Below are 16,436 nucleotides of genomic sequence, written 5' to 3'. Positions count from 1 at the left end.
AGAACGAGGTGATTAAAATATCAATCGGAAGCTAGAAAACTTTGGAGCGGCGATGGATATCGGCGGAAGATTGCGGTCGGTGAGGGAATCGCGAAAGCTCTCGCAGCGCGACCTTGCAGCACGCGCCGGCCTGACCAGTGGCGCGATCTCACTGATCGAGCAGAACAAGAGCAGCCCGTCGGTCTCATCCCTGAAGGCGTTGCTCGACGCCATCCCCATGACCATGTCCGAATTCTTCGCCGAGGTCGAAAACACCGGTCCGCGGAAGTACTTTTACGCCGAAAACGAATTCTTCGAACTGTCGCCGCAAGACATCGGTCTTGGCAAGTCGGCCGCGCGGCTGTCCTTGCGCCAACTGGGCAATGCCTCTGAGCATAGTCTGCAGATGCTGTACGAGCACTATCCTCCTGGCACGGATACGGGGCCGGAAATGCTCAGCCACGAAGGAGAAGAGGCGGGGGTTGTGGTGTCCGGGGTCATCGAGATAACCGTCGACGATCAGGTAAGGGTCTTGAATCCAGGCGAGGGCTATTTGTTCGATAGTCGTCTGCCGCACAGGTTTCGGAACATCGGGAACAAGGAGTGCGTGCTGATCAGCGCCTGCACCCCGCCGACATTCTGAGATTTGTAAAACGATTTCAGGGGCCTTAAGCTTCTGAACCACGAAGCGACTGCAAAGGTCGCAACTATGTTGAATATACAATGGGAGACTGCCATGAGATATCTGAAACTAAGCGCGTTGCTTTCGGCTGCGGTTCTGGCCGGCCACTCGGCGACGGCGCAAGAGCGTTTCATCACCATCGGTACCGGCGGACAGACAGGCGTGTATTTTGTCGTGGGTCAGTCGATTTGCCGGCTGGTGAACCGTGGCACGGCCGAACACAACTTGAAGTGCACTGCACCCTCGACCGGCGGTTCTATCGCAAATATCAACGCCATCGCTGCGGGTGACATGGACATGGGCGTGGCCCAGTCTGACTGGCAGTACCATGCCTACAATGGCACGTCCGAGTTCGAAGGCAAGAGGGTGGAAGACCTCCGTGCCGTGTTTTCGGTCCACGGCGAGCCGTTCACGGTCGTAGCCCGTACGGACAGTGGCGCGACCGATTTTGACAGCCTTTTTGGAAAGCGCGTGAACGTTGGCAACCCGGGCTCGGGTCAGCGCGGAACGATGGAAGTCGTGCTGGCGGCCATGGGCAAGAGCATCGACGACTTCTCGCTCGCCTCCGAGCTCAAGTCGGCCGAGCAGTCCGCCGCTCTCGGCGATAACAAGGTTGATGCGATCGTCTTCACCGCGGGTCATCCGAACGGTTCGATCCAGGAAGCCACGACGACGACCGACGCCAAGCTTATCCCGGTCGTTGGCGAAGCCATCGACAAGCTGGTCGCCGAGAATCCGTACTATGCCCACGCCACGATTCCGGGCGGGATGTACAAGGGCAATGACGAAGACGTCCAGACCTTCGGCGTGAAGGCGACCTTCGTGACCAAGGCCAGCGTGCCCGATGACGTTGTCTACACGGTCGTCAAGGCGGTGTTCGACAATTTCGACCGCTTCAAGGGTCTGCATCCGGCGTTTGCCAACCTGACCGAAGAGGAAATGATCTCGGGCGGGCTGAGCGCACCTCTGCATCCGGGCGCCGAGAAGTACTACAGAGAGCGCGGCTGGATTCAGTAACCGCGACCACTAGACCACCGGACGGTCCCGCCATGCGGGGCCGTCCCCGAGACAGCCGATCCAGAAAAAAATCTGCCGGTAGGCAATAGGGACAAGGGGGGACATGCGATGACCGACAAGGACCAGTTTCAGGCTGCGCGAGTGGAAAACGAGGCCGCAGGAAAAGGTGGGCTCAGCCAGTCGGAACTGGACGAACTTGTCGCATCCTCCGATACCGGGGGGCGCAGTCCATCGCTTCCCGTTGCAAAGTTCATCACCGCCGTCGCCATTGTCTGGTCCCTGTTCCAGCTCTGGATCGCGTCGCCGCTGCCCTTCATGCTGGGGTTCGGCGTCTTCAACGACACCGAGGCGCGGTCCTTCCATCTGGCTTTCGCTCTGTTCCTGGCCTTCGCCGCCTACCCGGCGGCACGGACGCCGTTCCAGCTGGCGCTGGGCATCGGCATCCCGATCCTGCTGGCATTCCTGTTCGTCACGGGTATTGGCGGCATAGCGCAGGGTTGGTGGATCCTTGTGGCGGCCGCGTTACTCGTCGCCGCGATCCTACTCGGGTCGCCCAAGGACTGGGTGCCCCCCTGGGAATGGGCGCTCGCGATCATCGGTTCGATTACATCGCTTTACATATATTTCGCCTATGACGGCATCGCCAGTCGCGTGGGTGCACCGATCACGCAGGACCTCGTGATCAGCGTCGTCGGTCTGATGATCCTGCTCGAGGCAACGCGGCGGGCGCTGGGTCCGGCGCTGACCATCGTGGCGTCGGTATTCCTGGCGTACACGTTCCTTGGCCCCTACATGCCCGGCATCATCGCTCATAGCTCCAAGTCGCTTGGCGTCGTGGCCAACCACCAGTGGATCACGACCGAGGGCGTTTTCGGCATCGCGCTGGGCGTCTCGACCTCCTTCGTGTTCCTGTTCGTGCTGTTCGGTTCGCTTCTCGATAAGGCCGGAGCGGGCAACTACTTCATCCAGGTCGCGTTCAGCCTGATGGGCCATATGCGCGGCGGTCCGGCCAAGGCGGCTGTCGTGTCCTCGGCCATGACCGGCCTGATCTCGGGCTCGTCCATCGCCAACGTTGTGACGACGGGCACATTCACGATCCCGCTGATGAAGCGCGTCGGCTTCTCGTCGGAAAAGGCGGGCGCGGTCGAGGTGGCCTCGTCGGTCAACGGCCAGATCATGCCGCCCGTGATGGGCGCCGCCGCCTTCCTGATGGTCGAATACGTCGGCATTCCCTATTTCGACGTGGTCAAACACGCCTTCCTGCCGGCGGTGATCTCCTATATCGCGCTGGTCTATATCGTGCATCTGGAAGCGATGAAGGCGAACATGCAGGGTCTGCCGCGTGCGGTGGAGCCGAAGCCTTGGGTGGCCTGGCTCATCAGCCTTGCCTTCACCATTGCCGTGATCTGCGCGCTGTCCTTCGGTGTCTACTACACGATGAGTTGGATCCGGCCCGCCTTCGGGGCCGCTGCGCCCTGGATCGTGTTCGCAGGGCTGACGGCGGTTTACGTCGGACTGCTGTATGTCTCGTCCAAACAGCCGCGGCTGAAGATGGAGGACCCCAACGCGCCGGTGAAGGCACTGCCGCCGCCGGGGCCGACCATCCGTGCCGGTCTGCATTTCCTGTTGCCCGTCGTTGTGCTGGTATGGGCATTGATGGTGGACCGGAAATCACCGGGTCTGTCGGCCTTCTGGGCCGCGGCCTTCATGACGTTCATCCTTGTCACGCAGCGCCCTCTGGAAGCGATCTTCCGGGGCGAAGGAAATGTGGGAGGAGCCATCAGGAACGGGTTCCGGGAACTGCTGGAGGGGCTTGAAGCCGGTGCCCGCAACATGATTGGCATCGGAATCGCGACCGCGACGGCGGGTATCATCGTCGGTGCGGTTAGCCAGACCGGCGTCGGTTCCGCTTTGGCCGATGTGGTCGAGGTTCTGTCGGGTGGCAACATTCTGGCGATCCTGGTGCTGACCGCCATCCTGTCGCTGATACTTGGTATGGGCTTGCCGACGACCGCGAACTACATCGTGGTCTCGGCGTTGCTTGCGCCTGTTATCGTCACACTCGGCCAGCAGAACGGGCTGATCGTGCCGCTGATCGCCGTGCACCTCTTCGTCTTCTACTTCGGCATCATGGCAGACGTCACACCGCCGGTGGGACTGGCTTCTTTTGCCGCGGCTGCTGTTTCTGGCGGTGATCCGATCAGAACCGGTGTTGTGGCCTTCTTCTACTCGCTTCGTACTGCGGCGTTGCCGTTCCTGTTCATCTTCAACACCGACTTGCTCCTCATAGACGTTGGATGGGCGCAGGGGGTTTTCGTCTTCTTGACGGCAACCATCGCGATGCTCTTGTTCGCTGCCGCGACGCAAGGCTGGTTTCTCGCAAGAAACCGGTTCTATGAGACGATTGCGCTGCTTCTTGTGGCCTTCACGTTGTTCAGACCAGGCTTCTGGATGGATATGGTCTCACCGCCCTTCGAAAATGTCCCGCCTGCGGCGATTGAGCAGGCCGCGATGGACGTGCCTGTTGGAGAAACCCTGCGGCTGACTGTCAGCGGATTGAACGCGGTTGGGGATCCGGTAACGTTCACGGCGCTGCTGCCCGTTGGAGAGGGTGAAACGGGGCAAGACCGTCTCTTTGCGTCCGGCCTCGAATATGTCGTCAGCGGTGAAGAAGTGATCGTTGACAACGTGGCCTTTGGAAGCCCGGCGGCGGAAGCCGGATTTGACTGGGATCAGAAAGTTGAGCAGGTCAGAAAACCCGTTTCACAACCATCCAAATACTGGATGTTCATTCCGGCCCTGATTGTTCTCGGCTTTGTTGTCATGCTTCAGCGCGGTCGGTCTCGCGTCGCAGCAGGCACTGCCCAAGAAGGAGTATGAGCCATGTTTGACAAAATTCTGCTTCCCGTCGATATCAACCATCCAGAGAGTTGGGCGAATGCACTTCCTGCAGCGAAGCGGTGTGCCGGCGAGGGTGGAGAAATTCACCTCCTTGGCATTGTGCACGACCTTGGCAGCGCAATGATCTCTTCGTATCTGCCGGAGAACTTCGAACAAACAGCGATGGAAAACCTCAAGGCGAAACTCGAGGAACTGGCGGCCAGCGAGCTTTCTTCGTCCGACAAGTTCGAAACCCACGTCGGACATGGCCACGTACCTGAGACCATCCTCCGAATTGCCGAGCAAATCGGCGCCGATCTGATCGTCATGGCATCGCATCCGCCGAATGACTTCCAGACTCTTCTCGTTGGCTCGAATGCCGACAAAGTTGTGCGCCATTCCCCGATTCCGGTTCTGACGCTCCGATAGGAGCGTTTCACGTCAAACACTGTGAGCAGTTGAATAAATGACACCCTTCGCAATCGCTGGCATCCAAATGCATGTTTCTGCACTGCATTCTAATGTGGAGGCCATGCGTCACCGTCTCGAAATTCTCATGGCGCGCTTCCCCTGGACCCAGATGGCGCTCTTTTCGGAATTGGCGCCCTATGGACCGCTGGACCAATTTGCTCAGCCGTTCCCGAATGATGTGCTCGCTCAATTTCAGGAAGATGCCCACAGGTATGGAATCTGGTTGATCCCCGGTTCCATGTTCGAAAAGCGCGAAGATGGCAAAATCTACAACACATCCGTTGTCATCAATCCAGCCGGCGAGATCGTTGCGAAATACTCGAAGATGTTCCCGTTCAAACCCTACGAGAGCGGAATTGCCTCGGGCACCGATTTTTGCGTGTTTGATGTCCCGGATGTGGGGCGGTTCGGACTGTCAATCTGCTATGATATCTGGTTTCCGGAAACCACGCGGCAACTGACCAGCCAGGGCGTAGAAGTGTTGTTGCACCCGGTCTTGACCGGCACCACGGACCGCGATGCCGAGATAGCCATCGCACGGGCCACGGCGGCCCAATTCCAATGCTATGTCTTCGATGTCAACGGGTTGGCAGCAGGCGGTGTCGGCCGATCGCTGGTTGTCGATCCGGCCGCAACCGTTCTTCACCAGTCCGCGGGACAAGAAGACATTTTTCCGATTGAGATCGACCTCGACATGGTGCGTCGCCAGCGCGAAACGGGGATCAAGGGGTTGGGCCAGGTGCTCAAGAGCTTCCGCGATCGGGAAGCAGATTTCCCCATTTATGATCGTATGTCGGGTGCGGGAAGTTACCTGGACACACTCGGACCTCTGGAAGTCCCCACGAAGGGCTCGCGTGCCGGTGTTGGTGTGAGGGATCCTAGAACGGCGCTTGGCCTCGATGAAAAGGCAAGAAACGCTGGGCCGGCGATTTCAATGTTCAAGGGCAAGACGGGTACAGACTAGCCCCTGGCATCGACAAGGTTTCGTTGAGCGAGCAGGCAAGGGAGGAAGACATGAACGTACAGCAGCACGGCACCAAACTGCCATCGGTCAGTGACTACTTCAGCGCGACGCAGCTTCGCGCGGATCGATGGAGTGCGCTGCGGGAAACTGCAGAGTCCATGCTCCTTCATGGTGTCGAAGGGCGGCAAGGCGGCAAACTGCTCAAAACTGCCGAGGCCTTGTTCGAGGCCCTTGCTCCGATTGAGCTTTATTGGGCCTTCCCGGGTATCAGGTCATTTGAGCATCTTCAGAGACTGTTTGAACAGCGCAATATCGAAGATCTGTCCATTTCTGTGCGGCGTATCGCCCGAGCACTGACTTCAGGTGCCTATCGTCGGCGCACGATACCGATAGGTGGCGAAGAAGCCGACAACGAAGACTACGAAGACGAAAGCGCGTTGGCACCGGAAGACCGGGCACTGGGTCGTCCCTATTTCGAGGTTCTGATTGTTGACAACGTCAATGAGCACCAAGAGCGGTTCTTGCGGAGCAACCTGCACCGTATGAGACGGCCTGAAGATCCCTTCATTTACGAACCCGTCGTCGTCCCGAGCCTAGAAGACGCGTTAATGGGCATACTGTTCAACTATAACGTACAAGCCGTCATCGTTCGGCCGGGGCTGGTCCTGAAGTCAAGAAATGTCTTGCCGATAATCGAGCAGTACCTGCACCGCCTGAACCAGGACGAAGACGTCGATGGGCTGCAACCCTATGAGTACGGTCCCGAGGCCTGTCGCCTCATTGCAAAAGTACGGCCCGAACTCGATGCGTACCTGATCACGGATCGGTCGGCGGAAGACATCGCCGGTCTCGATCTGGGGCGTTGCCGGCGCGTCTTCTACAATCAGGAAGACTTTTTGGAACTGCATCTGAACATTCTTCGGGGTGTCAATCGACGGTACAAGACACCGTTCTTCACGGCACTGAAGGAGTATTCAAAACAGCCGACCGGTGTTTTCCACGCTATGCCGATCAGTCGCGGCAAGTCGATCAGTCGCTCGCACTGGATCCAGGACATGGGCGCATTTTACGGGCCGAACATCTTTCTCGCAGAAACCTCGGCCACATCGGGCGGTCTCGACAGTTTGCTCGAGCCACGCGGTCCGATCAGGGAAGCGCAGGATATGGCCGCACGCGCCTTTGGCGCCAAGCAAACCTTCTTTGCCACCAATGGGACTTCGACCTGCAACAAGATTGTCGTGCAGGCGCTGGTTCGACCCGGCGACATTGTCTTGGTCGATCGCGACTGCCACAAGTCGCACCACTACGGCATGGTGCTGGCGGGGGCGAATGTGGTCTACATGGATAGCTATCCGCTGCACGAGTACTCCATGTACGGCGCCGTTCCGATACGGGAAATCAAGCACAAGCTTCTCGAGCTGAAGGCCGTGGGAAAACTCGACAAGGTGCGGATGGTGCTTTTGACCAACTGCACCTTCGATGGGCTCGTCTACAACGTCGAACGCGTGATGGAAGAATGCCTAGCCATCAAGAAGGATCTCATTTTCCTGTGGGATGAGGCGTGGTTTGCCTTTGCACGCTTCAGTCCGACTTATAGGCAGAGAACAGCGATGTCCGTCGCGAACGGCATGCGCGAGCGCCTTCGAAGCAACGCCCACAAGGCGGCGTACGAAGCGCAACAAAAGGACCTCGAGAATGCTGATGAAGACAAGTGGTTGAGTACGAGGCTTATTCCGCCCCCTGACGCGCGTGTGCGCGTATATGCGACGCAGTCCACACACAAAACGCTTACGTCCTTGCGGCAAGGTTCGATGATTCATGTCAACGACATGGACTTCAAAGGCGAGGTCGAGCAGGCCTTTCACGAAGCCTACATGACGCACACGTCCACGTCGCCGAACTATCAGATCATCGCGTCTTTGGATGTTGGCAGACGCCAGGTCGAGCTGGAAGGCTTCGAATTCGTACAGCGGCAGGTAGAAAGCGCCATGGCAATCCGCCGGGCGGTTCAGACCCATCCATTGCTGCGGAAGTATTTCAAGGTCCTGACCCCGTCCGACATGATCCCCGACGAATACCGTGAAAGCGGAATTCAGGCCTATTACGACGAGCACGAAGGCTGGTCGGACAAATGGCAGATCTGGGCGCAGGACGAATTCGTTCTGGACCCGACCCGCGTGACGCTTGCCGTGGGTGGCACAGGATGGGACGGCGATACGTTCAAGACAAAGATCCTGATGGATAAATACGGGATCCAGATCAACAAGACGTCTCGCAACTCGGTTCTGTTCATGACCAATATCGGGACGACACGATCGTCCGTCGCCTATTTGATCGAGGTCTTGGTTGAGGTGGCCAATGAACTGGATGATCTGCTCGATGATGCGTCCAAAATGGAACGGCGGTCATTCGAAAAGCGCGTCGCGGCATTGGTCGAGCACGTTCCGCCGCTTCCCGACTTCAGTCGTTTTCACGACGCGTTCCGAACAGGAGTTGAAACGCCGGAAGGTGACATTCGCTCGGCGTTCTTCCTCGCCTACAACGAGGACAATTGCGACTATTTCGATCTCGATGAAGCGTTGATGGCTCGGCTCGAAGCGGGTGAGGAGATGGTTTCGGCCTCCTTCATCATTCCTTACCCGCCAGGGTTTCCCATCCTTGTGCCGGGGCAAGTCATCAGCCCGGAGATCCTATCATTCATGCGCGCGTTGGATGTGAGTGAGATCCACGGCTTTCGGCCGGATCTTGGCTTGCGGGTCTTCACCGAAGCCGCCCTTAAGAAACAATCAAAGAGAAAGAAGTAGAGAGGACGACCATGCCCAAGAAAACCCTGAGGAACATCTCCGAGATCCGGCGTTTCTTTCACACAAATCAGGACCCGATCTACTTCGTCTCTGCGACCAATTTCAATTTGCTCGGACTTGATGAGTGGGTGAAGAACTTCAAGTATATTTGCTACATGGATTGTTTCGACGGCCGACATCCCAACGTGCTGTGCCCCTCAGAACTGCCGCATGATGAGTTTCAGTCGATCGAGGACATCAACAACTATCTGCTGCAGCACAAAGAGGTGATCGATTACGTCAAGTCGCGGGGCGGAAAGCCAAAATTCGTCTTCCTGATGTTTGACGAAAAGACCGAGAAGCTTGTGAAGGAACTGGGTGGCGAAGTCTGGTTCCCAAAGGCCAAGCTGCGCCAGTCGATGGACAACAAGATCGAAACCGTCCGCGTCGGCAACAAGGCCGGCGTGCCGTCGGTGCCCAACGTGCTGAGCGAGGTCACAAGCTACGAACAGCTGCGCGAAGTCTGCAAAAAGGCCGGGATCGGACACGATCTGGTGCTGCAATCGGCCTTCGGCGATAGCGGTCACACCACGTTCTTCATTAAGTCCGAGGCAGATTTCCGAAAGCACGAGCACGAGATCATCGGCGAGGGCGAGATCAAGATCATGAAGCGGATCGATTGCCGTGGATCGGCGATCGAGGCGTGTGCCACGAGCGAGGGTACGATCGTTGGCCCGCTGATGACCGAACTTGTCGGGTTCAAGGAACTTACACCCTACAGAGGCGGCTGGTGCGGGAACGAGATCTTCTCGACCGCCTTTCCGCCAAAGACGCGGCAGAAGGCGCGTGAATTGACATTCAAGTTCGGCGAACAACTGCGGAAAGAAGGGTATCGTGGATATTTCGAGCTGGACTTCCTGATCGACAAGAAGACCGGCGATATCTGGCTGGGTGAGCTTAATCCGCGCATTACCGGCGCATCATCCATGACGAACCACGCCGCTTTCGCCCACGCGGACGCACCGCTTTTCCTGTTCCACCTGCTCGAGTTCTCGAAAAAACCCTTCAATCTGGACGTAGAGGAACTGAACGCGCGGTGGGCTGACCCCGACATGATTGACAGCTGGTCGCAGATGGTGATCAAGCACACCGAAGATAGCGTCGACATCATCACGCATGCGCCCGAATCGGGGATCTACAAAATGCTGCCGGACGGGCGGGTGGTTCTTGATCGGTTCGATTATCACCGCCGTGCCGTTGAAAGCGAGGATGAAGCCTTTTTCCTGCGCATTTCCAACGCAGGCGACTACCGCTACGAAGGCGCAGATCTTGGAATTCTGGTGACGCGTGGACGCTCCATGACCAAAGGCTTCGCGTTGACCGAAAAATCCAAGAAATGGATCAAGGGCATAAAGAACGCATATTCCGCGCGACCGTTGCCGTCCGCCCAAGCTTTCGAGGATCCAGCTTTCAAGATAATGTGATCATTCGCGGGAAGTCACGTTGGCGTACGCAAGCCTGCGGTTTGCGTACCTCGCCAGTTGCGGCAAAACTGAGAGATGGAACAAGAAGAGCCAACAATAATTGAGAAAGAGGTCGAAGAAGTCGCGTCGGCAGCGACCGACTATTTGGTCTTCGCAATCGAATGGCTTCGTGAACACGTACTGGTTTTTGAAACGCTTTATCAGTTTGCGTTTATTGCCGGCGGCCTTTTTCTGGCAGTTGCGCTCCGGAGGCGCTTTCAACGCCTTCTCGAAAGGCTGAACCAGCAACATACTCTTGGCCCCGCAGTCCGACGGCTAATTCGCACGGTTGCCGCGATCGCGATGCCGGTTGTGTGGGTGGTGCTCCTAGGTATTTCAAGATCGGTATTTGAAGCCTTTGAACTGCCGATTCCGTTCTTGCGACTCGTGATCAGCTTGTTGCTGGCGTTCGTCGTTATCCGAACGGTCTCGATATTTATTCCTTCCGCCTATTGGAGCCAGGTTTTTTCATGGAGCGCCTGGACAGCCGCTGCGTTGAACTCCGTGGGCCTGTTGGATGTTGTCATTGAATGGCTGCGGGCGACCGGCTTAACCGTCGGCCCCATCAGCATTACAGCCTGGGCATTTGTCAAAGGCGTTATCCTTACCGCCATCTTGATTTGGGGCGGAAACGCGGTCTCCGGAATCGTCGAGCGTAGGCTACAACGCGTCGACAAGATGAGCTCTGCCCTAAGGCTATTGGTTGTCCGGTTGCTCCGGATGGCGCTCTTGATTCTGGCTGTGGTCATTGCCCTCTCGGCAATCGGAGTCGATCTTACAGCATTTGCGATCTTCTCGGGCGCTCTGGGTATCGGTGTCGGTCTTGGGTTGCGAAGAACTGTAGAAAACCTGTTGGCGAGTTACACGCTACTGGCTGATGAATCGATCAAGCCGGGAGATGTCATAGAAATCGAAACAGCGTATGGCCCCACTTATGGCCAGGTTCGAAAGATGACGACCCGTTACGTTGCCGTAAGAACCAGAGATGGCACCGAGACGCTGATTCCGAACGAGGTCTTGATCGCAAGTCCGGTCACCAATTGGACGCATTCGGACAAGCCGACGAGGCGACGTATTCCTGTAGGGGTTTCTTACGACTCTGATATCGATCTTGCGAGACAGCTCTGCATCGAGGCTGCGCTCGAAATACCGCGGGTCCTTCATGATCCGGCGCCAAATTGTCTCATGAGAGCATTCGGCAACAGTTCCATTGATCTTGAACTACGGTTCTGGATCAACGACCCCGAGAATGGCGTTGCCAATGTTGCAAGTGCAGTCATGCTCGGCATTTGGGAGAAGTTCAAGGCCAATGGGATCGAGGTACCTTACCCTCACCACGATGTGCGGTTGCGTACTGTTTCTAGTCCTGACAGTGCAAATCTGGATCAGCTGCGGGCGTCCGAACGATAGAGACGCGTTGAAAGGTACCCTCGTGTTTCCTCCGGCGGACAATTCGAAGATCTTGTGCGCGGGCAGGCTTAGGATATGTAGGGTTCATGACTGTAGAGTTTCGATCTATCGCCGAGGATTCACCCGGGCAGCGTTGGGGGGGGCAGTTTGCGAAGTACTGGCCGGCATATTCGAAATGGTGGAGCCGTGAGGGAGTCTCGGGCAGGCGCACCTACCTTGAGTCCCGGCATGCCATTCGAAAGTACATGCCGGAAATTCTCGATCTTTATGACGAGCTCTGCGAGCTGGTCGGTGGTGGAGATATTGAATCCCGGTTCCTGAGTTTCTATTGCCCGCCCCGATATCTGGCGGGATGCAGCCAGGCGATCTGGCCAGGAGACAAACCGCTCCTCGTTCGCAATTACGATTACGACAAGGACGCATTTGACGCCATACTGCTAAAAACCAACTGGAACGGACGGGGTGTTATCGGAACATCGGATGGTTTGTTCGGACTGGTGGATGGTATGAACGACCAAGGTCTGGCGGCCTCGCTCACATTTGGTGGCCGGCAAGCGGTGGGCGTCGGATTCGGCGTGCCGCTGATCTTACGATACATTCTCCAGACGTGTACAACGGCCGAAGAGGCTGGGCAGGCTCTTGAACGCATTCCTTCGCATATGAGCTACAATGTGACCGTGTTGGATGCAGATCGAAATTATCTCACGGCCTTCCTCGCTCCCGATAGACCGACCGCGTTGACGCATTCCGCTGTCGCGACAAACCACCAGGAACGGGTGGAGTGGTCGAGCCATGCCAGGTTCACTGCCACGGTCGAAAGAGAGCGGTATCTATTGCAGCGCCTGACGCTTCACCCCGAAACGCAGGAAAGATTCATCGCTGCCTTTTTGAAACCTCCGCTGTACTCAACGGCGTTCTCTGCTGGTTTCGGAACGCTATACACCGCAGCCTACCGCCCACAAGTTGGAACAGTGGATATTCATTGGCCCGGCCGCATTTGGTCCAAGGGATTTGAAGACTTCAAGGAAGACTCCGTCCGAGTAGTCTTCCCAGACCAAAGTGACATTGCCGCGAGTTGACTTCGCATTTACTCGATGCCGTCGAAAAGCATGCTGCAACTATGTTTTTCTAATCCGTTAATCATGCGGTAAGTCGGAAATGCTGATCAGTAATCTGACTTTCTACACCTCTTCTCTCAGGTTCGTAGACCGACAGCGCAAGTCTTTCAGTGCCGTTGCTTTGGCTGAATGCCGATACGCTATCTCAGGAGGGGAATCCTCAGCCGCGTTCAGAATCTACTGTTCGTATCGAATGTCCATAATCCACGCCATCACTTTGACGCTTTCGTTCGGTCGGTAATTCTTCAAGTGAGTGTCAAGTATCTCTTACCCACAAACCGAGTTTCGCACTCGCAGCGAATGTCTGTTTTCCACCCTTAGTAGCCGACGCTGCGCCATTGGGAAAATGTCCGCTTCGGGCTCTTCTGAGACATCCGAGAAGAATGCTCAGATGACTGGTTGATCGCGCTAATCGGTCATTCAGGGCAAGCAAGTTCCAAGGCAATGTCTGCTTTGGCGCCTCAATGACTGCTTCCGCGAGAACCGGACCTTGAACTGATGGGGCGCTATGTCTGAGAAGCGGACAAATCTGCCGTTCCGTTTGTCTAGCTGTTCACCGGTAATTCCGGCCTAAATGGATACTCCTCAGTCTTGCGGAACTCTGCTTCCAGCGCCGCCATCACGGCGAGCGCGACATGGTCCTGCCAATGTCGAGCTACAACCTGCACGCCGACCGGCAGTCCCGCGCTTCCCCGTTCGACCTGCTGCGCCGTAATATCGGCGATGTCCTTGCCCACCTTGCGGTCGCTCTCCTCGCCCTGCCTCACTCTGGTCGTTGAGACCACGCCGGCAGGTGCGCCCAGAACGTTGTAGGTGAAGGCGTAGCTTATCGCCGGGAAAAGGTGTTCGCTGGAGGCGTGGGTCATCGCAGGAACGGCGCAAGGTGGGCAGAGCAGAGCATCCAGCCCAGCCGCATCCAATGCACGTTGAAAACCGACACGAAAATCCGTGCGCGCCTCGACCAGCTTCCAGTAGTCGGCCGTCTTAAGGGCACCCATGCACCCTATGACACGGGAATTGAGGTGCTGTCCCCGCGCGGCCATGATCCGGGCAAGCACGGCGAGGACCGCGCGCGGCGTTCCCATACCATTGACCGCATCGGCCACTTGCGGGATCGGCTTTTCCGAGCCGAGCAGGGATTTCATGCGGCCAACGCCGCCAGCGGACATCACACCGAGGAAGATACGCATTGCCTCGAAAGGGTCCGGCGCGTCGACGGGCACGGTTTCGGCCCCCAGCTTGCGTAGGGCTTCGGCGGTCTCTTCGACCGCGCGCCGCAGTGCGGGAGACGCAGTGAATAGCCCGTTGTCCGTGTAATAGCCAATGCGCATACCCTTGACCGAGATGGTCGCCGGGTCGGTCCACGGGACCGGCGGGACGTTGTCGATGGTGGTGTTCATCGAGGTTTTGGCGAACACCTCTAGCGCCAGCGCGAGATCGACAACGGTTCGGGCGATCGGACCGGGCTGCGGCAGGATGGCTTCCTGCCCATAGCCAAGGAGTTCGTTCGGGAAGTCATCGTTCGTGAAGCGCCCCATCGTCGGCTTGAAGCCGTGGACGCCGCAGAAAAGCGGGGGAATTCGAACGCTGCCGCCCAGATCGCTCGCCAGGGCGAGCGGCACGCCACCGGCCGCGATGATCGCCGCGTCGCCGCCGCTGCTGCCCCCGGGCGAGCGCGTCAGGTCCCAAGGATTGTTGCTTCGGCCATAGACCCGGTTGTCGCTTTCGTAGCCCAGAAGGGTTTGCGCGACGTTGGTTTTTCCCAAGATGATCGCACCCTCAGCGCGGAGCCTTGTGACCAACGGCCCCTCGTCTTCGTAGACGTTGCCGATCTTGTTGGTCGCGCCGAGCGTGACTTGAGTACCCCTGACCTTGTATTGCTCCTTGATGGTCATGGGCACGCCGTGCAGCGCGCCGAGAGGCTCGCCCCTTGCACGTGCATCGTCGGCAAGCTTGGCTTGCGCTCGGGCCTCGTCGAACAACGGAATGACAACTGCGTTGAGGGCGGGATTGACGGTCTCGATGTGATTAATCTGGGCATCGACGACCTCTTCGGCGGAGAGATCGCCGGCCTTGATGGCGCCGGCCAGTTCGGACGCGCCGAGATGGATCGTATCCTTCGGGGGGCGGGTATTATTCTGTGCCATTCCAGGGTCTCCTCAATTCCTGAGTGTGGCGCCAACCTAAGAACCAAACCCAAACGTGGCGCCTAGCGAAGAACAGCGATGGCCGCGGCCTCTTCACGGACGCGACAGTCAAGGTGATGCCAGACTTTGGCCCTTGCGGAGTCCCTGGCATCAAACCTGTGAGGTCAGATGCGACGGAAACAGGGACACGAGTTCTGACCGCGTGGTTCTGAGCATCTCGTAGCATGGGCGGACGAAGGGATTGGGTTCGCCGTCCTGCTTCCAGGCGGAATAGCTCCGTAGCGTCAGGCTCGAGAGGATGAAGTAGCCATATCGAATGACGGGGGACATGCGGGCAAAGGACGGCGCAACGATTTTACGCATCGGACACTCACTACACTGGTTAACATTTACGACGCTGCCTTTATCGCAGCGCGATGGGGCAGTACTAAGACAGGATCAGACAGTTTTCGTGAAAAATTGACGGAAACCATGATCCCAACAATCTGATCAGCTGCCGCTAATGCGAATAGCTGCGTTTGCACGAACCGGACGTAGAGCCGAAAAGGTCGCTTGACCAGTTTGCGGGACGGAGCTGACCTACGCGAATGCAGGTGCAGAGAGCCAAAATTGACGTGCGATAACGCGGCAACGGGTATTCGGCGACGCATGGCAACTCCCCAGACCGGCCATCCATCGGCTCTCGTAGGGGTCGATTCCGATCCACTAAATTTCTACTTCTGCTTTCTCGGTGAAAGATTCGGGCATAGCCGCCAACCCGAAGCTCTTCTTGTTTGTCCGCAGTCTTTGTTAACAGTAATCTGGGTCGAGGATTTGCAAAAGGCGAGGCCCTCGCATAGAGCCGTGGAACTCAACCGACGAAATTTTTCAAAGAGGGCCAAACTCATGCAAGCGGTGGTTCATAGGTTGAGAAAAACTAGGATGATTTGGGCCTTCGCTGCTACTATCCTCTTCCTAGGCTTGAGCCTCGGCACCGCCCCTGTTCATGCACAATCCACCGATCCCGCTCCGGCTGAGTCAAATGCAGCGATGACGGATGACGGGATAAATACTCTCCTTGGAATTTTGAAAGATGACGCCGCGCGTGCCAAGCTAATCGAAGAATTGGAGGCGGCCGCGGCACCGGCGGAGAACGCCACTGCGACCGTGAGCGAACCCGTTGAAGAGGTTATCTCACTCGGTCGTCGCATTGGTTTGGTCACGCAGGAATTCGCTGAGGAAGCCGTGGTCGTGCTCACTGGGATATCGACGGATCTTTCCAGCGGCCAGAGCGTGTTCTCCGGCCTGCGTGGCGATGAGCTTGGCGTCCTTCTCAAAGCGCTGCCGGAACTGCTCTTAATTATTGTCATCACGGTTTCGGTCTTCCTGGTCCTGCGCACGCTGGCCAAACGTTTTTACTCTCGTCTCGGCCGCAGCGCTGAGCGGGCGGGTTTCTTCCGCACGGTTTCGCTGTTTCTGGTGT

Annotated in this window: 11 protein-coding genes and 1 pseudogene; 10 read left to right on the top strand and 2 right to left on the bottom strand. The window is 57.4% G+C overall.

The window, feature by feature from the left end:
* Positions 1-52 precede the first annotated feature (52 nt).
* The 9 genes from ACKLNI_RS05185 (at position 53) to ACKLNI_RS05145 (ending at position 12,788) form a co-directional block, all read left to right on the top strand.
* Complete coding sequence (locus ACKLNI_RS05185) at positions 53-622, top strand: cupin domain-containing protein (RefSeq protein WP_413717983.1); 570 nt, start codon at positions 53-55, stop codon at positions 620-622.
* A 93-nt stretch (positions 623-715) separates the two neighbouring features.
* The gene (locus ACKLNI_RS05180; RefSeq protein WP_413717982.1) at positions 716-1,678 is read left to right on the top strand and encodes a TAXI family TRAP transporter solute-binding subunit; all 963 of its coding nucleotides are present in this window, start codon (positions 716-718) and stop codon (positions 1,676-1,678) included.
* A gap of 108 nt (positions 1,679-1,786) precedes the next feature.
* Complete coding sequence (locus ACKLNI_RS05175) at positions 1,787-4,558, top strand: TRAP transporter permease (protein WP_413717981.1); 2,772 nt, start codon at positions 1,787-1,789, stop codon at positions 4,556-4,558.
* A 3-nt stretch (positions 4,559-4,561) separates the two neighbouring features.
* Positions 4,562-4,987, top strand: coding sequence for a universal stress protein (locus tag ACKLNI_RS05170; RefSeq protein ID WP_413717980.1), 426 nt, complete (start codon positions 4,562-4,564; stop codon positions 4,985-4,987).
* Positions 4,988-5,024: 37 nt separating this feature from the next.
* Positions 5,025-5,993, top strand: a complete 969-nt coding sequence (locus ACKLNI_RS05165; protein WP_413717979.1) for a carbon-nitrogen hydrolase family protein — start codon at positions 5,025-5,027, stop codon at positions 5,991-5,993.
* Positions 5,994-6,043: 50 nt separating this feature from the next.
* On the top strand, positions 6,044-8,797 hold the full coding sequence (locus ACKLNI_RS05160; protein ID WP_413717978.1) for an aminotransferase class I/II-fold pyridoxal phosphate-dependent enzyme: 2,754 nt from the start codon (positions 6,044-6,046) through the stop codon (positions 8,795-8,797).
* 11 nt (positions 8,798-8,808) lie between these two features.
* The gene (locus ACKLNI_RS05155) at positions 8,809-10,260 is read left to right on the top strand and encodes a biotin carboxylase (RefSeq protein ID WP_413717977.1); all 1,452 of its coding nucleotides are present in this window, start codon (positions 8,809-8,811) and stop codon (positions 10,258-10,260) included.
* 75 nt (positions 10,261-10,335) lie between these two features.
* On the top strand, positions 10,336-11,709 hold the full coding sequence (locus tag ACKLNI_RS05150) for a mechanosensitive ion channel family protein (RefSeq protein ID WP_413717976.1): 1,374 nt from the start codon (positions 10,336-10,338) through the stop codon (positions 11,707-11,709).
* A gap of 86 nt (positions 11,710-11,795) precedes the next feature.
* The gene (locus tag ACKLNI_RS05145) at positions 11,796-12,788 is read left to right on the top strand and encodes a C45 family autoproteolytic acyltransferase/hydrolase (protein WP_413717975.1); all 993 of its coding nucleotides are present in this window, start codon (positions 11,796-11,798) and stop codon (positions 12,786-12,788) included.
* A 584-nt stretch (positions 12,789-13,372) separates the two neighbouring features.
* Here ACKLNI_RS05145 and ACKLNI_RS05140 read toward each other — a convergent pair.
* Entirely contained in the window at positions 13,373-14,974 is a 1,602-nt protein-coding gene (locus ACKLNI_RS05140; protein ID WP_413717973.1) for an amidase, read from the bottom strand.
* A gap of 150 nt (positions 14,975-15,124) precedes the next feature.
* Positions 15,125-15,337, bottom strand: coding sequence for a hypothetical protein (locus tag ACKLNI_RS05135; RefSeq protein WP_413717972.1), 213 nt, complete (start codon positions 15,335-15,337; stop codon positions 15,125-15,127).
* Positions 15,338-15,895: 558 nt separating this feature from the next.
* On the opposite strand from ACKLNI_RS05135, the pseudogene ACKLNI_RS05130 reads away from it, so the two are divergent.
* A pseudogene (locus ACKLNI_RS05130) lies at positions 15,896-16,436 on the top strand (mechanosensitive ion channel domain-containing protein); the annotation flags it as partial.

Source organism: Silicimonas lutimaris, assembly GCF_047314965.1.
GTDB lineage: Bacteria > Pseudomonadota > Alphaproteobacteria > Rhodobacterales > Rhodobacteraceae > JAVJUV01.
This window is presented reverse-complemented; position numbering and strand designations above follow the sequence as displayed.